This is a genomic window from Lentihominibacter hominis (assembly GCF_014385065.1).
GTDB classification, from domain to species: domain Bacteria; phylum Bacillota; class Clostridia; order Peptostreptococcales; family Anaerovoracaceae; genus Lentihominibacter; species Lentihominibacter hominis.
In genome coordinates this window covers 386,557-406,042 of sequence record NZ_JACRTA010000002.1, presented here as the reverse complement: position 1 = coordinate 406,042, position 19,486 = coordinate 386,557, and the positions used below count along the sequence as shown (strand labels likewise).

Below are 19,486 nucleotides of genomic sequence, written 5' to 3'. Positions count from 1 at the left end.
AATTAGAGTGATAATATACAAATAGAATAAAATCGTTTAGGAGGAATAAAAAATGGCTAAGGAAAAAGTGATACTTGCCTATTCAGGTGGTCTTGATACATCTGTACTGGCTTGTTGGCTTAAAGAAACTTATGATTACGATGTTATAGCAGTATGCTGCAACGCCGGACAGCAGGAGGATTTCGATGCAATCGAAGAAAAAGCTATCGCAACAGGCGCAGTGAAAGCGATAACATTGGATATAAGAGAAGAATTCATTACTGATTACATATACCCTACTCTCAAGGCCGGGGCTATCTACGAAAACGAATACATGCTGGGAACTTCAATGGCAAGGCCGCTCATGGCAAAAAAACTTGTAGAAGTAGCAGAAGAAGAAGGTGCTTACATAATTGCTCACGGATGTACAGGAAAGGGCAATGATCAGGTTCGTTTCGAAACTACGATAAAAGCTCTGAATCCCGCCATCAAAATCATCGCCCCATGGAGATTCTGGGACTTCGAATCACGTGAAGATCTTATTGAATATGCTGCCGCTCACAATATCCCCATCAGCCAGACTACGAAAAAAATTTATTCCAGAGATGAAAACATATGGCATATAAGTCATGAAGGCGGAGAACTGGAGAATCCGTGGAACGAACACTTTGACACTATTCATGTACTGAGCGTGCCTCCCGAAAAGGCTCCGGATGAACCGACATATATAGATATAGATTTTGAAAAAGGTATACCTGTGGGACTTAACGGAAAAAAAATGGACCCCATCAACATCCTTACAAAACTCAATGAACTGGGAAGCAAAAACGGAGTAGGCACTATCGATATTATAGAAAATCGTCTCGTTGGCATGAAGTCAAGAGGAGTATATGAAACACCGGGAGGAACCATATTATTTACGGCACATTCGGGGCTTGAACAGCTCATTCTTGACAGAGACACAACACAGTACAAGGCTATAGTGGCTCAGAAATTCGCCCAGCTGGTATATGACGGACTGTGGTTCACACCTCTGCGCGAAGCAATCAGCGCTTTCGTGGACGTAACTCAGTCACAGGTTACCGGTACCGTAAAAATGAAGCTCTACAAAGGATGTGCAAGAGTAGCTGCCAAAAAATCACCTTACTCTCTTTACAACGAAGAGTTCGCTACATTCAGTAAAGACGAAGTATATAATCAGCAAGATGCGGAAGGATTCATAAACCTGTTCTCACTTCCGCTCAAAATACGTGCTATTCAGAAAGAAACAGTTGAAGGAGGATCCAAGAAACATGAAACTTTGGAAAGGAAGGTTCTCAAAGGCGGCGACTTCATCCGCTGATGAATTCAATGCTTCCATAGAGTTTGACCAGCGTCTTTACAAAGAAGATATAGCCGGCAGCATAGCTCATGCAAAAATGTTAGGCAAACAGGGTATAATCACTCAAGATGAATCTGAACTCATAATAAAAACATTAGGAGAGATACTCTCAGATATCGAAACAGGCAATGTGGAATTCACCATTGAATCAGAAGATATCCATATGAATATAGAATCTATTCTCACCGACAGGATCGGAGCCATAGGAAAAAAACTTCATACGGCCAGAAGCAGAAATGATCAGATCGCTGTGGATATAAGACTCTATCTGAAAAAAGAAACAGATGCCATAACTACTGCCATAAAAATTCTTCTTGATGCTCTGGAAAAGTTGGCGCGTCAGCACACCGATACGGTAATGCCCGGCTATACTCACCTGCAGAGAGCCCAGCCTGTAACACTATCCTATCATCTTCTTGCCTATTATCAAATGTTTTCAAGAGATCAGGAAAGATTCAGCGACTGTCTGGGAAGAATAGACAGACTTCCTCTGGGGAGCGGAGCGCTTGCCGGAACTACATATGACACGGACAGAGATTTCCTTGCTAAAGAACTGGGCTTTGCCTCAGTTCTTCCCAACGGCATGGATGCAGTAGCCGACAGAGACTTTGCCATAGAATTTATAAACTGCTGTGCAGTTACCATGATGCATCTGTCAAGATTCTGCGAAGAACTTATATTATGGAGTTCCGTTGAATTCAGCTTCGTGGAAATAGATGACTCCTTTTCTACAGGCAGCAGCATAATGCCTCAGAAAAAGAATCCTGATATGGCAGAGCTGATAAGAGGCAAGACAGGTCGCGTATACGGAGACCTTATGAGCCTTCTTACCATATGTAAAGGACTCCCTCTGGCATACAATAAGGATCTTCAGGAAGACAAGATCCCTGTATTTGATGCAGCAGATACTTTAAAATCTTCCATCGGCATATTCACTGAAATGATCCTTACAATGAAGGTCAGAGAAGACAAAATGGAAAACGCCGCTAAATATGGATATATGAACGCTACTGATGCAGCTGATTATCTTGTTTCAAAAGGTATTCCATTCAGGGACTGCCACGAGATAATAGGTAAAATAGTTCTTTACTGCATCAATAAAGGCATCGCAATTGAAGAAATGACAATGGATGAATTCAAATCATTTTCTGATAAATTCGAAGATGATATATATGATAAAATAGCAATCCGAAGCTGTATAAAAGCAAAACTTTCAAAGGGTTCCACTTCATTTGAAAGTGTTGACGAACAGCTGGCGGATATAGCAAATAAGAAACAGGCTCGCTAAAATGAAAACAATTGCTATAATAGATGATGACATTCACATAGGAAATATGCTTGAAGAAGTTCTTAGGCGCGAAGGTTATAACTGCCTTCGTGCCTACTCCGGAACGGAGGCTTTATACCTTCTTTCTGAAAATAAACCTGATCTTATTCTTCTTGATTTAATGCTGCCGGGGCTTGCCGGTGAAGAGGTTCTTCCTCAAATCACCGGCATCCCGGTAATTGTTGTGAGCGCCAAAGTAGGAATCGACGATAAAGTTCATCTTCTCATGAACGGCGCCTGCGACTATATAACAAAGCCTTTTGACATAAAAGAGCTGCTAGCCAGAATAGCTGTGCAGCTTCGTATGAGCTCCGGCGCATCTTTATCCTCTAAGGCAAAAAATTCGGATTCAGCACAAAACATCATATCTTTTAATGATCTTACACTTAACACTTCTTTACGGTCGGTCTCTGTATCAGAAGATGAAGTTAAACTTACCCAAACTGAATATGCCATTTTAAAATTACTTATGCAAAACCCCTCTCAAGTTATAACGAAATCCTTTATACTTGATCAGATAAGCACAGATACTCCGGACTGCACAGAAAACTCTCTAAAGGTGCATATCAGTAACCTGCGCCGAAAACTTAAAAATATAGGAGGCAAAGATTATATAGAAGCCGTGTGGGGCATAGGTTTCAAAATGAGAGAAAACAAATCTTAACTCTTTTTTTACTGTTTTCTTTACTGCCCTCTTAACCTTTTCCTGATAGAATAACGTCCGTAACAGAAAAAATACCGGTATCAAACCGGCTATACAGGAGGTTTCATATGGACTATATTCTTACAGCTGAATCACTCAGCAAACATTACAAACATTTTAAAGCTCTGGATGGATTCTCCATCCATGTTCCGAGAGGCGCCATCTACGGTTTCGTAGGGAAAAACGGCGCCGGCAAAACCACTCTTATACGTCTTATCTGCGGCCTTCAGGAGCCAACATCAGGAAACTATACATTATACGGAACAAAAAATACACAACCCGAGATCACAAAATGCCGCCGCAAAATGGGAGCCGTAGTAGAAACACCATCTATTTATCTTAATATGACGGCAGAGGACAACTTGAAAGAGCAATACCGCATTATTGGTCTGCCTTCATTTGATGATATCCCTAATCTGCTTCAACTCGTAGGCTTAGAAAATACAGGAAGGAAAAAAGTAAAACACTTCTCTTTAGGTATGAAGCAGCGCCTTGGTATTGCCATCGCTCTGGCAGGAAATCCTGACCTTCTGATACTTGACGAGCCTGTGAACGGTCTCGACCCTCAAGGAATCATCGAAATGAGAGAGCTTATTCTCAAACTCAACCAAAAACGACAGATCACATTCCTAATCTCCAGCCACATTTTGGATGAACTGTCCCGTCTGGCTACCCATTATGGCTTTATTGACAGCGGCCATATGGTAAAAGAAATAAGTGCAGAGGAATTGGAAGCGGCATGCCGCAAATGCTTACGCATACAAGTCTCCGATACTAACATACTGAGTCTGGTTTTGGATGAAATGGATATACAATACAATATATTATCCGAAAATACAGCCGATATTTTTGCTAAAATAAATATATCCAATCTAACTCTTACTCTGATGAATAAAGGCTGTGAAATCATATCTCTTACTGAACGTGGAGAAAGTCTGGAAAGCTTTTATCTCAACTTAATCGGAGGAGGAAAAACAAATGAATAAATTATTATCAGCGGATTTTGCTAAACTCAAAGTGAATAAATTTTTCTGGCTCTGTACAATAGGAATGTTTCTGTTTGGTATTTTCATGATGACAACACATTATATTGCAATGAATCAATACCATGAAAACGCCTATATCACAAATGTACTGTTCATCTACGCTACAGCGATAGCCATAATCATTCCTGCTTTTGTAAGTCTTTTCACAGGAACAGAATACAGTGACGGAACAATGAGAAACAAGCTTGTGATAGGTCACACGCGAAATCATATTTATACGTCAAACCTGATCTGCTGCTGCGCGGCAGGCTTAATTTTCTGTTTTTCCTATATAGTCGGAACTCTTATTATCGGCATCCCTCTGTGCGGCATTCAAGACGGAACGCTCCAAGGAATAGTCATATTGATCCTATGCAGTTTTGCCATGTCTATAGCATTTACAGCCTTCCACACCATAATATCAATGACATGCCAAAACAAAGCCCTCGCTGCAGTTGTTAATATCCTGATATCAGTTTTCATGTTAGTCATATCAATATATATTCTCAACAAATTAGCGCAGCCGGAAACTTATGAAAGTTTAAATCATGATCCTGACACAGGCCAAATAATGTCATCTGGAATAGTATCAAATCCCGATTATCTTGAAGGAACGATACGAAGCATCTATCAATTTTTCAACGACTTTCTGCCTACCGGACAGGCGGTTAATATAACTCAAAACGGAGGTCTTATTCAGGAGCCTTATCTATTGGCTATATACTCAAGTATAATTATTCTTGCCTCTATAGTAATCGGCATGTTAATATTCCGAAAGAGAGATATAAAATAAAAAACAATTTACCAATAATCAAAGGAGCGTATCACAGTGTTTTGGTTATCCTGCCTCATAAGTATTTTCATCATCATAATAGTATGCCTGTTATTAAAAATCCATCTTCTGAGAAAAACAGCAGATGAAATCAGAGAAGCTTTTGCAGACCGGATATCTTCAGATACCAATACACTGATAGATATCAGCAGCCGGGATTCACATATGATGAACCTGGCTGCTGATTTAAACGGGGAACTAAAAAAGCTTCAAAAAGACAGATTAAATTATCAACAAGGAGATCTTGAACTGAAAAATGCCGTCACAAACATTTCTCATGATCTTCGTACACCTCTGACAGCTATGTACGGATATCTGGATTTGATGAAAACAGAAAACAAATCAAAAAATATGGCACGATATATTGCTCAGGTTGAAAACAGAGCAGATGCTTTAAAAAAACTCATGGAAGAACTATTCAGATATTCTATAGCAGTTTCCATACAAGAATTTTCCAACGAAAAGACTGATATACGCAGCCTCCTGGAGGAAAGCCTTGTATCCTTTTATGCATCTATACAGCAAAAAGGGATTGTTCCTGATATTCGTCTTCCTGATAGACCAATTTACAGAATTCTTGACCCTTCAGCTGTTACACGTATTTTTAATAATATAATAAGTAATGCGCTGAAATACAGCGCTGATGATTTTAATATCCGTATGAATGAAGACGGAACCATCATATTTTCCAATAATGCTCCTAACATGAATACCGTAGCTGCAGGTCAGCTCTTCGATCGTTTTTATACGGTTGAAACAGACAGAAATTCAACAGGACTCGGCCTTTCTATAGCCAAACTGCTGACAGAACAGATGGGAGGCAGTATAAAATCTGAATACCGCGACTCTAAACTTTTTATAATCATATCATTTCCAGAATGATCAAGCATTCTGGTTCTTAAGATATTCTCTGCAGGCATCTATCGTTCCCTGCATCTTATCATAAACAGCCCTGCACAGGAAATTATAAAATTCTTCCTGCCGATGACCTTTAAGGCAATCACCTACAATATTAAAATAGTCTTCTCTTGAGATAGGCATATTTATCGGAGCAAGACCATTTTCCATCAGATAATAATTCATAGCAAATACAGCCAATTCACCGCTATATTGGCTGAATGGATATATCTCTATCAGCTTATTATGAATATACATAGCCTTAAGAATCACATTATTTCCGGCTTCAAGACTGTAAACACGTCTTAGAGCATCGTCAAGCTTCTCCTCTATATCCAGAGCATGCGTCGGTACATGATTATACGAATATACCACAGGATTGGTTTTTCTGAAATATCCGCTTTCATCCTCTATAAGTATCCTATAGGCGCTTATAAGAAAATATTTATCAAGATAATTTCCCATTTCCAGACAGTTATATGCAACATTTATGACTTTGCAGAAATTCTCCATAAACACATAGTCCTTGACAGGAACATCTCTTTGGAGGTCTCCTTTAAGTATCTCATCTACTGCGATCTTATCATGCCTTGGATTTCTTACAATAAGAGAGCCTTTGATCATATCTATCTTATTGACTTCCCTTACGGCAGACTTCAAAAGCCTGTCTTGTTTAAGCAGTCCTGTCAATTCCTTTTTCATATCATATAGCTTTTCATGCATATATTTTACTCCTGACCTTTCAAGAATCCGATTCTTCCTACTGATACCGGATATTTATACATTTCAATCTCGCCAAAATCCCCTTCGAGCTTCTTCAACGCAGGCATTTTGCTCTTTAAAAAATCATAGCTTATGGTAGGAAGAAATACGATATCAAATTTATGCTGGAATGTAAGCTGCAAAAAATCCAAGATTTCATCATCATTAAAATCTTCTTCTATAGCTACATCCAATCTTATATTAAGCTTCTGACCTACAGCACAATTCAGTCCGTCTATTACCGGCTGCAGCTCTTTTCCTCCGTTTGTTTTTTTATATCTGGTATGATTGAAAGTGTTTACAGTTATAATGACGTCAGTAACTCCCGATTTCTTAATTTCTTCAGCTTTTTCAGCCAGATCCTGACCGTCTGTTTTTATTGTTTTTTTATTTTCTGACATATGATGACCAAATCTTTCCTATTTTATCTTATTTTTCATTTTACTTTAAAATTAAAGTATAGTCAATGATACTTAATTATGATAAACTTAATTTATGAAAATTTTAGTTATCAGTGATACACACGGAAAACTCAATAAAATAAGAGATATATGGCCTAAACTCACCGATATAAATCTTATAATACATGCAGGGGATTTTATATCAGACGGAAACAAACTGGAAAGAGAACTTAAGGTTCCTGTCTTAGCAGTGAAAGGAAACTGTGACGGCGGATACAGCAGGAATGACTTTAAAACATTTGACACAGAATACGGAAAAATCATGATCACACACGGACACATGGAAAACGTCAAATACCAGCTGAATACTCTTATGTACAAAGCAATGGAGAATCAATGTAAAGCTGTAGTCTTTGGCCATACCCACAAAGCGCTTATAGAACATGAACAAGGTATATATCTCATTAATCCCGGCAGTCTTACACTTCCCAGGGACGGCAGCAGCGGATCATATGCTATAATCAGAACAAGCAAAGATAGTTTTGATGCTTCTATTGTATACTATTCCACCATAATGGGGAACAAGAAGCCTCCCCAGGCAGGATTTATAAGAAATCTGCTGAATTACAGCGACAGGTTTTAAGAAAATTCAGAGACTCTATTTTCAAAAAATGAATGACTTTGCATTTAACAATACCCCTATGTACGCTATAAACATCAGAAAGATAAAACAGCGGCTGTCTATGAAGCAGTCCGCTGTTTTTCTTATATACTATTCTTTTATATCATATCCTTCAGCTGTTTCATAGCCTCAGTCTCACTATTTACAAACTCCTGAAGATCTGCTTTCAGAATATCAATATATCCCTTATATTCTTCTGCAAATCCTTCATAAGCTGCCGGATCTGTAACACCTTCATTCCATTTGGCATACATATTTTTCGTTGTTTTCCACGAATCTTTTATAGCAAGTGTCATCTTATTGCTTCCCCAATTACTTTCCACTTTATCGTTCATCAACAGTCCGTTGGAAAGCGCACATACCTCATCACTGTAAAGATAAGCATAATATTCATAATATCCGTTTATTTCTGAAGCAAGCCATACGTCATCTTCTGTTATTTCACCGTCACTTATAGCATCCACAACTCCTGTATAAAGGTCAAGATTATTTTGAAGTCCTTTATGATGCAGTTCTATATCGCCATAATCTGCCAGCCCCATAAACTGATCCTGAACATATTTGAATGCAGCCAGAGCTTTAGTGTTGTGCTCTGTCCCTTTTTCTCTCGCTGCTTTCATAGCCTCCTTATCATCTTCTCTATAAGCTTTCTCATAATCAGAATTTATATCTTTTGCCGCAGCAAGATTTTCTTGTGCAGATTCTCTGAGTTCTTCAAGAGCATCTTTATATGCAGCTACTGATTCTTTTGAAGCATATTTTTCTGTATCCTCTATAGCTGCTTCAAAATCATCACATCTGCTGTTGAAGTCAAGTGCCAGAGCAGGTGTTCCGTCAATATACATAGCAAGGGCCGAATACAAAGACAGCTGATACTCAAGAAGTTCCTTGCTGTGAACTCCATCCCCTTTGTCATCATCTACATTATCATCATCTTTAGGAGTATGATATCTGTTCTGAGACCATTCGGTTTTATCCTCCTGTCTTGGCATAAATGCGGGAACCCCGTTAAACTGATATGATATGCAGTCCGTTCTCGGCAATTCCTGATCATCATTTTTAACCTCTACACCATCCTTATAAAAAGAATCCACTTCATTTATAAGGCCTGATGAGAACAGTGTATTTCCTATCTCCCCCAACTCATAAGAAGTACGCATAATACCTACATCGTTGAAACTATCCACACTTGGCATTTCAAAATTGATCAGGGCCAATGTACTTCCCTGCCACTGGGGATGAGCTGTCGTAATCATTTCCCATGAACCTATAGCCCAATCGGTGGAAGTGTCAAAACGTCCCCACTCCTCAGCTCCATGGGCTATGAATACTATATCATTTGCCGGCTGATAGCCTGAGTCTATAATAGCCTTGGCTATACCTGTTGCAAGACCTACAGCTGTGCAGTCATCCTCGAATCCGTAAAAATATTTATCATAGTGGCCGGCAACTATTATCCTCTGCCCTGTATTTTCTGTTCCTTTTATAGTTCCTGTGACATTATAGCTTGTTCCGTTTTGGCTTCCTACCTCATTGTCTACATAAAGCTCTGCCGATATATTCTTTCCTGATTTTAAAATCTTCTGTATCTTTTCAGCCTCATTCTTAGATATGGATGTACATGGCATCTTCATATCAGGGGCGCATATATCCTGTATATTGATAGTATCCTCATCATACTGAGCATAACCTCCAACAGAGTAACTTACTATCGCTTCAGCGCCTTGAACAGCAGCTTCCATATATGGACCGTCTATCCAAACTTCATTCCACTGATCTACACCTACGAGAACAATTTTCCCTGACATATCAGTACAATCGTTCTCTTCATAATAGGCCTGATACTCCGCTTCGGTACCTGTCCCCATATCAACAATCCCAAGACTACTGTAATCTCCGCCAAGCTGTTTTGTTCCCTGAGCAGCATAAGATACCATATCATCAATATTAAGTTCTTTCTTCTGTCCATTCTTATCACTGTAGCTGATATTCATATAAGCCTCATTAAACTGCCATTTATCCACTGTTACAGGTTCTTTCTTCACATCTGAAAGGCCTATTTTTTCAAATTCTTCTGCCAGATAATCTGCCGCTCGGTGTTCCGCATCAGATCCTGCCGTTCTGAATCCAGTGGAATCATCCCATAGTTCCTCATCATATGCCAGCTTATAGGCAACATCTTCAGCCTCATCTGTAGCATCAGCTGTAAGTTCCAGCATCTTGTCAATATCTTCCTGCATAGAAAGATCACTGGTCTTTGAACAAGATGTTGCCATCATCATTACAAACGCCATTAAAAGCGTAAGCGGCAAATAGGTTAAAAGTTTCTTCATTTTTCCCTCCTTAAAATATAATGATAAAAACAAAAAGATCAACGCAAAACAATGCGTTGATCCATAAAAAGCAATATAACTGCAATTCCTTCTTAGTCTCTCAACTTTCATATCCAAACCTTAAAGCATTGCCTCCTATACAATAGTCTGCAATCCTTCATAAAAGAATAGTACTATAAATCTTTAGATATGTCAATAAATTTTAAATTTTTAAAAATTTATTGACAACAGTAGTTAAACTTTCCAAAAGATGATATCATTTATCTTGAAATGCAATTGTCAAGAAGATTGGAGAACGTATCTCGAAATGAAAAAACCATTCACACGTGTAATCATTTTAATAATACTGAGTGCGCTTCTCATCGCTCTGCCTGTAGAGATCATCGGTCTTTTCCGAAATCAGCAAGCTTTTGAAATAGAAGCTGAAGATAAGACAGAGTATGCCATCAGAAGTGCAGGAACTGATCTGGATATGGTATTCAACAGCATGTCAAATCTGATAAACATGCTTCATTCTACCGTCCAAGTCACATTTTCCGGTAAAGATTATATTCATAACTACGATACCTTCCTGCAGCTGAAGAATCAGACAGGAGATATAATAAAACACTCATTGAAAAAAACGGAACACATATCCGGAATATATGTCACATTTTCTCCAGACCTTCATTCTGGTATGGAAGAGGTATGGTATGCCTACAAAGATGGTACTGTCAATTATATAGACGCACGCTCACTTGCTCCCAGCTGGCTTATCAAAGGCAATCCACGGGTAGATTATTACTATGATGCTATAAAAAACGGTGAATATTGGGGAGCCTTAGATTATGAAAGTTCCTTGAATGAGTATATGGCCACTCACACTAAATCGGTATATGACTATGACGGCAACCTTATAGGAATAGTAGGCTCTGATATGCTCATGACTGAAATCGATGATATTCTTAAATCCATGAAAATATACAGCGACAGTCAGATAGTCCTTTTCGACGGAAATATGAACTACTGTGCATCAAGTGAAGATATTGAAGATCCCATGAAACATTATTCCTCACTCTCTTCCCAGATACAAAAATCTTTTCCTGAAAATTCTCCTATCTGGTATAAGGCTTCTGACGGTAAAAAACATATAGCCGCATATACGACACTGAATAATGGATGGATTCTAGCTACAACGCAAACATCAGCAACTGTTATGACATCCGCCAATGAAACACGAAGAACTTTAATGATAACCATGCTTATGACAATACTTATAATCATAATCATGACCATCATACTCATAAAACGATATTACGATCCCGTCATAGAATCTGCCCAGCAAAATGAAATACTTCTTATTAACCAGTCCCGACAGGCAAAACTGGGAGAAATGATAGGCAATATAGCGCATCAGTGCAAACAGCCTCTGAACAACATTAATATAGATATTTCCAACATGAAGGATGATTATTATTCAGATGAGCTGACATCTGACCGTTTCAATGAGTATCAGGCCAAGATACGTGAAAATGTTTCCATCATGTCCGGTACCATAACAGACTTTGCTGATTTTCTCAAGCCGGACAGGCGCAAAGAGCGATTTTTTTTGAAAGACAGTGTCGATAAAGCGCTTTCCATAATGAATGAAAATCTGGTAATAAACCAGGTGAATATAATAAATGATGTAGCAGATGATATATCCATAACCAACTACAGAAATGAATTCATACAATGTATCTTTAATATACTGGAAAATGCCCGAGACTCTGTTATTTCCTCAAAAATAACACCCGGTATAATAAAAATTTCTTCAGAAATCAAAAATACAGCAGAGACCACACATATCTCCCTTAATATCTTCAACAGCGGAAAAAACATACCTAAAGAGGATGGTGAGAAAATTTTTCTGCCGTATTATTCCACAAAAGAAAAAGAAGGAGGAACCGGTATAGGCCTCTATATGGTCAAGCAGATAATAGAAAACCATTTCAATGGGCGCATATCATTTGTCAATAATAAGAATGGTGTGACATTCACCATATCTATAAAAGAAAGGAAAGAATGATCGCACCGGGTCATTCAGAACAAAATCATGAATACATTTAAAACCCTCAAAGTAATTTATATCGAAGATAATGATAATACACGTTCAAGCATAGAACGATTTCTGAAAAGACGTTTTGGCAAAGTTCTCCTTGCCGAAAATGCCGAGAAAGGGATCGAACTATTCAGCAAATATAATCCGGACATAGCTATTGTAGACATACTTCTTCCCGGAATGGGCGGTCTGGAGATGATAAAAAAAGTACGGGAAACGAATTCATCATGCAGATTTCTAATCACATCATCAGTCGCAGATGTAAGTACAATACTTGAAGCTGTCGATTTAGATATAGAAAATTATATAGTCAAACCCATAGATATGGAAGCGTTTGAAGAAAAACTGTACAGAATAGGTGAATCCATTCTATACAACAAAGAGCAATCTTCGACAACTCTCTGTTTCAAATTTGACAAAAAAAATGAAACAGAAGAAAGCATCAGAAAAGCTTTTATAAAAATATTGAAACTCAGATCCGGACGCGGTCCGAGAGATACTGTAGTATCCATATCAAATGACACTATAGAAATAACGGCTTACGGCATTCTTAATACTTTAGAAAAAACTCTGATGAATGATATCAGAAATACCGGACATGTAGAAGAAAGTCATCGTCTCTTTTACTATTCTATAGAAGAAGAGCTCTCCTGTATTATAAGCGAAATCACAGAAACTCTCGTAGAACTCCGCAGCATAAGAGCTGATGCCCGTAAAGATAAGGAGACCTCTGTATTCCGCATACGTGATATATAATGCTTTTACTTATTATTTCTTATGTCCTGTTTTGTCTGCCGGAGATCAGCATGGACAGTATTACACTCCATATGATCACAAAGAAAATAATACAGATGGATAATACGGTGGAAATATGAAGCCCAATAATCACCGCAAGAAGCTTTATTCCTGTAAACATAAGTATTATACCAACCCCATATTTAACATACTGAAAACGTTCCTGAAGATGTTCCAGTACAAAATACATCTGCCTTAGTCCCAATATGGCAAATATATTTGATGTATATACAATCAGCAGATTAGTAGAAACAGAAAATACAGCCGGAACTGAATCTATCGCAAAAATTATATCTGAGCATTCCACGAGGCAAAGTATCGCAAACAGTGGAGTAAAAACACGTCTCCCCTTAACTCTAACCATAAATTTTTTCCCTTTGAAACCTTCAGTCATTGGAAGAATCTTTCCTACGATTTTTATGATTCTGCTGTCCTGAGGCTTTATCTCTTCCTCTTTGCCGGCAAGCATTTTTATTCCGTTTATTATGAGTATAGCTCCAAATATGTAAAGTATCCACCCAAATGATGTAACTATCTTAAGCCCGAAGAAAATAAACAGAAACCTCAGTACTATTGCTCCCATTATGCCCCAGCTCAAAACCCTGTGCTGGGCTTCTTCTTTTATGCCAAACGCCATAAAGATAGACATGAATACAAACAGATTATCTACACTGAGACTCAGCTCTATAAGATATCCTGCAGCAAATTCAAGCCCGCTTTTACTTCCCATAAACATCCATACAGCTGTACAGCACAAAGCAGCCATAGCCATCCAGAAGCAGACCCATTTAATAGCATGTTTTATTTCATTCATCTATCCTTCTCCTCAAAATTTAATATCCGATTAAATCCGTTTAAAAAGGGCTGATTCACCATCAGCCCTTTACTTATATCTCTTAATCTTCAAACTTTTATCATGTTGCCATCGTCTTTATGATCACTATCACAAATATCACTATAAACACGATCGCTTCAATGGTAACTATAACTTTCAATATATTTACCAGTTTACTGTTTTCTTTATTCCTGCCTCTGATCATACTAGCAATCATAAATATCATTACAGCTATTCCGAATATCAATGCTAAGAAAAGTAATATCATTTTTTCATTCCTCCAATGCTACTATTAAAGCGTATATTAGTAACTTATTAATAATACCAGAGAATTATGTTGATTTCCAGTATAAATACCGAAAAATATTCTTGTTACTTTTCCTCAGCGTCAATCCAGCGTATTGTAATCCAGTCTGATCTCTTTCTGCTTCAGTTTTATTGCTTTTAGGAAAACTCTTGCAGTATCCATACATGTCATTACGGATATGCCTCTTTCAATGGCTTTTCTTCTTACCGGGAAACTGTCGTTTTCCTTTCTGTTGGCAACTGTCGGCAGATTTATTACGAGAGAAATATTCTCGCCGCTGCTGCTGTCATGGTTCATTATCCATTTCTCAGCCGTATCATAGTTCATAGCCTCCACCGGAATATCGTGAGCATTCATGAAATCTATCGTATCATCTGTAGCATACAATTTAAATCCGGCCTCTCCATACTCTTTAAGTATATCTGCCGTATATGTGTTCTGTTCTGATTCTCTAAGCGTAACAAAAATATTGCCTTCCGTCGGAATATCCATTCCTGCTCCTAAGAATCCTTTATAAATTGCTTTTTCCAAATTCTTATCTATTCCCAGCACCTCACCTGTTGATTTCATCTCAGGCCCCAGCGCTATATCCATATCTGTCAACTTTGCGCTGGAAAATACAGGAACCTTTACTGCAAATTCTTCAGTTTTTTTATAAAGTCCTGTACCGTACTGACTATCTTTCAGCTTATGCCCCAACATAGCGGCTACTGCCAGCTTTACCATAGGCACTCTTGTTACCTTGCTCAAAATAGGAACTGTACGCGAAGCCCTCGGGTTTACTTCTATAACATAGATTTTCTTCCCGTCATAAGCATACTGGATATTCACAAGACCTACCACATTTAACGCTTTAGAGATTCTCTTTGTATAATCCAGCAGCGTATTTTCCACTTCCTCGGAAAGAGAATAATTAGGATATACGGAAATACTGTCTCCCGAATGAACTCCTGCTCTTTCAACGTGCTCCATTATCCCCGGTATTAATATATCCTCTCCGTCAGCTATAGCATCAACCTCTATCTCTTTTCCCTGTATATATTGGTCAATAAGCACCGGATGTTCTGTAGAAAGTGACACTGCTTCTTTAAGATATCTCTTAAGCTCCACATCATTATAAACTACCTGCATAGCACGACCGCCAATTACATATGATGGCCTTACCACCAGAGGATAACCAAGCTTTCTCACAGCAGCAAAGGCATCTTCCTGATTTGTCACAGCTACACCCTCAGGCACTGCTATCTCCAGATCATCCAAAAGCTCACAGAACTTTTCTCTGTCTTCTGCCAGGTCTATATTTTTATATGATGTTCCCAGAATATTTATGCTTCTGCTGTTAAGTTTTTCTGCCAGATTCAGCGATGTCTGCCCGCCAAATTGCAGTATTACACCATATGGACGCTCTCGTTTTATTACATTCATCACATTATCTATATGAAGCGATTCAAAATAAAGCTTGTCCGATGTATCAAAATCTGTACTCACAGTCTCCGGATTGTTGTTCATAATGATAGCTTCATATCCAAGTTCCTTGATAGCCCAGACTCCTTGCACGCAGCAATAATCGAATTCTATTCCCTGACCTATCCTTATAGGCCCGGATCCTATCACCAAAATCTTTTCTTCAGGGCTTCTTACACTTTCATCTTCTTCATCATAGCAGGAATAATAATATGGGGTGAGAGCGTCAAATTCACCTCCGCATGTATCTACCATCTTATATACAGGGTATATATCGTTGTATACCCTTATATCCTGAAGCACATCTCTTGAAATCCCTGAAAGTGTTATTATATCCGTATCTGTGAACCCTCTGGCTTCTGCCTCATATACCAGCTCTTTTGTAAGAGGTCCTTCCTGAAGTTTTTCTTCCAGATCTATTATACCCTTTATCTTATTTAGAAACCATCTGTCTATCTTTGTCAAACTATAAAGGCCTTCGACTTCTATAAGCTTCCTTCTCATAACTTCCGCAATACAGAAGATTCTTTCATCATCACATGCTTTAAGTTTTTCTATGAGTTTTTCATCATCAAGCCCTGTTACAAAAGGAATATGAAGACCATCACATTTGATCTCTATAGAAGTAAGCGCTTTCAGCAATGCACTTTCAAATGTTCTATCTATGGACATCACTTCTCCCGTGGCTTTCATCTGTGTTCCCAGCTTCCTGGAAGCAGTTCTGAACTTGTCGAAAGGCCATTTAGGAAATTTAACAACAACATAGTCTAAAGTAGGCTCAAAGCATGCGCTCGTCGTCTGTGTCACATAGTTTGAGAGCTCATCTAAATTATATCCTATAGCAATCTTGGCAGCTATCTTGGCTATCGGATATCCTGCCGCCTTAGATGCCAACGCTGATGAACGACTTACTCTCGGATTTACTTCTATTACTATATACTTACCTGTATCAGGATCAAGAGCAAACTGTACATTACAGCCTCCTTCTATCTGGAGGTTTCTGATTATTTTTATGGATGCATCTCTAAGCATCTGATACTCAGCATCTCTTAAAGTCTGTGTCGGAGCTACAACAATGCTGTCACCTGTATGTACGCCGACAGGGTCAAGGTTTTCCATACTGCATATTATTATACAGTTGTCACGGCTGTCCCTTATCACCTCATACTCTATCTCCTTCCACCCTGCTACGGATTTTTCCAGCAGAATCTGGCCGATAGCGCTGTTTTCCATGCCTTTCATACACAAAAGCTCTAATTCTTTTTTATTTTCAGCGATACCGCCGCCTGTTCCCCCCAGCGTATAGGCGGGTCTTATTATTACAGGATAACCTTCTTGCTTAACAAATTCATAACACTCATCCATAGATGTCGCTATAACACTGCTGGGGATAGGCTCTCCGATTTCCTGCATAAGAGATTTGAATTCTTCTCTATCTTCGGCTTTTCTTATACTTTCCCTATTGACTCCCAACAGAGCTGTTCCATGTTTTTCAAGGATTCCTTTCCTCTCAAGCTCCATCGCCAGATTCAGTCCGGTCTGGCCTCCGAAACCTGCCAGCATGCCGTCAGGTTTTTCCTTCTCTAAAATCTGCTCAAGAGCTTCCTCTGTAAGCGGCTCCATATATACCTTATCAGCAATACCCTTGTCTGTCATTATAGTCGCAGGATTGCTGTTAACAAGTATCGTCTCTATTCCTTCTTCTCTTATGGCTTTGCATGCCTGAGTTCCTGCGTAGTCAAACTCCGCAGCCTGACCGATGACGATTGGACCGGAGCCTATTATAAGTATTTTTTTCAGATATGACTTCTTAGGCATTGTTTTTGTCCTCCTTCATCATTGCAATAAATTTATCAAACAGATAACCTGTATCATTAGGTCCCGGTGATGCCTCCGGGTGGAACTGGACAGAAAATATAGGCAGATCTCTGTGTTCCATTCCTTCTACAGTGCCGTCATTAAGGTTCAGATGTGTTATCTCCATTCCTTTAAGAATTATACTCTCATACTGAACTGCATATCCGTGGTTTTGCGATGTTATGTAAGAACGTTTAGTATTCTTGTCGAATACACCATGGTTACCGCCTCTGTGCCCGTATTTAAGTTTATATGTCTTACCGCCCAGAGCAATGGCAAGAACCTGATGCCCCATGCATATGCCGAACATAGGTATACCGCTCATATTTATAAGATGTCTGACTTCTTCTATAGCTTCCTCAGCTTTTTCCGGATCCCCCGGTCCATTAGTAAGAAATATTCCATCAGGCTTGCCTGCAAGAATCTGTTCCGCTAAAGTTCCGTAAGGATACAATGTAAGTTCGCAGTTTCTTTCTCTGAGACATGTAAGGATATTGCCTTTGACACCAAAATCTATGACCGCTACACTGAGAGGTTTTTCATCAGAATCAGAAAGGGATTTCATTACAGTTTTTTCCTTTACGGCTGCTTCTTTCATCCAGTCTCCTCTGATCTGACCTCTGTCACATATTTCAGCAGCTTCACTTATGGATATACCTTCGGTACTGATGACACATTTAACAGTTCCCTTATTTCTTATTTTCTTAGTTATCTGTCTCGTATCTACACCGAACACGCCCGGCACTCCCATATCTCTGAGCCATTTGTCTATAGTCATTATACTATTGCTGTTAGACGGCATATCACATAGATCCTTAACAACTACACCAAAGGCATGTACCTTTTCTGATTCATTATCTACAGAGCTGATACCGTAATTGCCTATAAGCGGATATGTCATATTTATTATCTGTCCTTTATACGATGGGTCTGTCAATATCTTCTGATATCCTGTCATCGCTGTATTAAAGACAAGTTCTCCAACAGCAGTTCCTTTAAATCCAAAACCTGTTCCCTTAAACACGGTCCCGTCTTCCAAGTAAATTAACCCTTCCATTTTTTCAATCGTTTTAATCATGATACTATGTCTAATCTCCTTACACATTCGATAAATAGCAATCTTGTCACTGATAAATAATTATACACTGTTATTAATGTTTATGCAACACTATTCATATGCTTTTTATGCATTATGTAAATTTTTACCGAAAAATCAAATCTGTCTTTCTTCTACGGTATCTACATTCATATATACAGATGCTCCTGTGGCTACCAGTTTACCGGTATTCTGGCTTACTGCCTCACATACGAGCTGTGTTATCCGCCTTCCTGCAGATGTTACTTTCGCTTTAACAAGCATAACATCTCCCACCTCCACAGGCCTTATATACTTCACATCCAGACTGACTGTCGGCGTAAAATTCTTACCGGCATAAAATCTGGCAAGAAAAGCTATCGTAAAGTCAAAAGCTGTGCATATCATACCTCCATGGAGCTGCCCTACTCTGTTCACCTGCCATCTGCGAACAGGAAAACCGAATGTAACAGATTTTTCTTCAAAAGAACAGCTTACTTTTCTAGCCTGCATCATGCCATTTATACTATCCTTCTGCTCCATATTATTCTCTTTAAGAGTTCTGTCAACATAAGCTTCCAACCGTTTCTGTCCGCTGGATACTGATTCCTGCATCACAACACCTCCCTATGCTGAAAAGCATCTTTTCTCATATAATAATACTACACTGCAGGTAAACAATCAAATAGTGAAATACTAAAAACATCATTTATAATACGAAAAGCCCCTGTCATGTCTTCACATTCCAGGG

Annotated in this window: 17 protein-coding genes; 9 read left to right on the top strand and 8 right to left on the bottom strand. The window is 38.7% G+C overall.

Annotated features, from left to right (window positions below):
- The first annotated feature begins 52 nt into the window (after positions 1-52).
- From H8692_RS07145 to H8692_RS07120, 6 genes are all read left to right on the top strand, one after another.
- Positions 53-1,321 carry an argininosuccinate synthase gene (locus H8692_RS07145; RefSeq protein WP_177268897.1) on the top strand — a complete coding sequence of 423 codons (1,269 nt, stop codon included), beginning with the start codon at positions 53-55 and terminating at the stop codon, positions 1,319-1,321.
- The gene (gene argH / locus H8692_RS07140) at positions 1,272-2,648 is read left to right on the top strand and encodes an argininosuccinate lyase (RefSeq protein WP_187525334.1); all 1,377 of its coding nucleotides are present in this window, start codon (positions 1,272-1,274) and stop codon (positions 2,646-2,648) included. Before H8692_RS07145 ends, argH begins: the two co-directional genes overlap by 50 nt.
- A gap of 1 nt (position 2,649) precedes the next feature.
- Complete coding sequence (locus H8692_RS07135) at positions 2,650-3,351, top strand: response regulator transcription factor (protein WP_187525333.1); 702 nt, start codon at positions 2,650-2,652, stop codon at positions 3,349-3,351.
- 107 nt (positions 3,352-3,458) lie between these two features.
- Positions 3,459-4,376: an ABC transporter ATP-binding protein gene (locus tag H8692_RS07130; protein WP_177268903.1), complete on the top strand. Its 918-nt coding sequence runs from the start codon at positions 3,459-3,461 to the stop codon at positions 4,374-4,376.
- Positions 4,369-5,208 (top strand): ABC transporter permease, encoded by an 840-nt coding sequence (locus H8692_RS07125; RefSeq protein ID WP_187525332.1) that lies wholly within the window; start codon positions 4,369-4,371, stop codon positions 5,206-5,208. The genes H8692_RS07130 and H8692_RS07125 overlap by 8 nt, the downstream gene beginning before the upstream one ends.
- Positions 5,209-5,244: 36 nt before the next feature.
- Complete coding sequence (locus H8692_RS07120) at positions 5,245-6,129, top strand: sensor histidine kinase (RefSeq protein ID WP_346727762.1); 885 nt, start codon at positions 5,245-5,247, stop codon at positions 6,127-6,129.
- On the opposite strand, the gene H8692_RS07115 is transcribed toward H8692_RS07120, so the two are convergent.
- Complete coding sequence (locus tag H8692_RS07115) at positions 6,130-6,867, bottom strand: Fic family protein (protein ID WP_177270450.1); 738 nt, start codon at positions 6,865-6,867, stop codon at positions 6,130-6,132.
- Between the two features lie 5 nt (positions 6,868-6,872).
- Positions 6,873-7,307: a GTP 3',8-cyclase MoaA family protein gene (locus H8692_RS07110; RefSeq protein WP_187525331.1), complete on the bottom strand. Its 435-nt coding sequence runs from the start codon at positions 7,305-7,307 to the stop codon at positions 6,873-6,875.
- Positions 7,308-7,401: 94 nt separating this feature from the next.
- On the opposite strand from H8692_RS07110, the gene H8692_RS07105 reads away from it, so the two are divergent.
- Positions 7,402-7,950: a metallophosphoesterase gene (locus H8692_RS07105; protein ID WP_187525330.1), complete on the top strand. Its 549-nt coding sequence runs from the start codon at positions 7,402-7,404 to the stop codon at positions 7,948-7,950.
- A 137-nt stretch (positions 7,951-8,087) separates the two neighbouring features.
- On the opposite strand, the gene H8692_RS07100 is transcribed toward H8692_RS07105, so the two are convergent.
- Positions 8,088-10,322 (bottom strand): M28 family peptidase, encoded by a 2,235-nt coding sequence (locus tag H8692_RS07100; protein WP_187525329.1) that lies wholly within the window; start codon positions 10,320-10,322, stop codon positions 8,088-8,090.
- 307 nt (positions 10,323-10,629) lie between these two features.
- Between H8692_RS07100 and H8692_RS07095 the strand changes: the two genes are divergently transcribed.
- Together H8692_RS07095 and H8692_RS07090 are read left to right on the top strand one after the other, a co-directional pair.
- Positions 10,630-12,369 (top strand): sensor histidine kinase, encoded by a 1,740-nt coding sequence (locus H8692_RS07095; protein WP_187525328.1) that lies wholly within the window; start codon positions 10,630-10,632, stop codon positions 12,367-12,369.
- 27 nt (positions 12,370-12,396) lie between these two features.
- Positions 12,397-13,158, top strand: a complete 762-nt coding sequence (locus tag H8692_RS07090; protein ID WP_187525327.1) for a response regulator — start codon at positions 12,397-12,399, stop codon at positions 13,156-13,158.
- A 19-nt stretch (positions 13,159-13,177) separates the two neighbouring features.
- Here the strand turns inward: H8692_RS07090 and H8692_RS07085 are convergent, their stop codons facing one another.
- The 5 genes from H8692_RS07085 to H8692_RS07065 all read right to left on the bottom strand — a co-directional run bounded on the left by H8692_RS07085 (position 13,178) and on the right by H8692_RS07065 (position 19,350).
- Positions 13,178-14,011 carry a TerC/Alx family metal homeostasis membrane protein gene (locus H8692_RS07085; protein WP_187525326.1) on the bottom strand — a complete coding sequence of 278 codons (834 nt, stop codon included), beginning with the start codon at positions 14,009-14,011 and terminating at the stop codon, positions 13,178-13,180.
- 100 nt (positions 14,012-14,111) lie between these two features.
- Complete coding sequence (locus H8692_RS07080) at positions 14,112-14,300, bottom strand: hypothetical protein (RefSeq protein ID WP_177270430.1); 189 nt, start codon at positions 14,298-14,300, stop codon at positions 14,112-14,114.
- A gap of 120 nt (positions 14,301-14,420) precedes the next feature.
- Complete coding sequence (carB, locus tag H8692_RS07075) at positions 14,421-17,621, bottom strand: carbamoyl-phosphate synthase (glutamine-hydrolyzing) large subunit (RefSeq protein ID WP_177270428.1); 3,201 nt, start codon at positions 17,619-17,621, stop codon at positions 14,421-14,423.
- Positions 17,614-18,738 (bottom strand): glutamine-hydrolyzing carbamoyl-phosphate synthase small subunit, encoded by a 1,125-nt coding sequence (gene carA, locus H8692_RS07070; protein ID WP_465250892.1) that lies wholly within the window; start codon positions 18,736-18,738, stop codon positions 17,614-17,616. The genes carB and carA overlap by 8 nt, the downstream gene beginning before the upstream one ends.
- A 135-nt stretch (positions 18,739-18,873) precedes the next feature.
- Positions 18,874-19,350: a PaaI family thioesterase gene (locus tag H8692_RS07065; RefSeq protein WP_177270426.1), complete on the bottom strand. Its 477-nt coding sequence runs from the start codon at positions 19,348-19,350 to the stop codon at positions 18,874-18,876.
- Positions 19,351-19,486 lie beyond the last annotated feature (136 nt).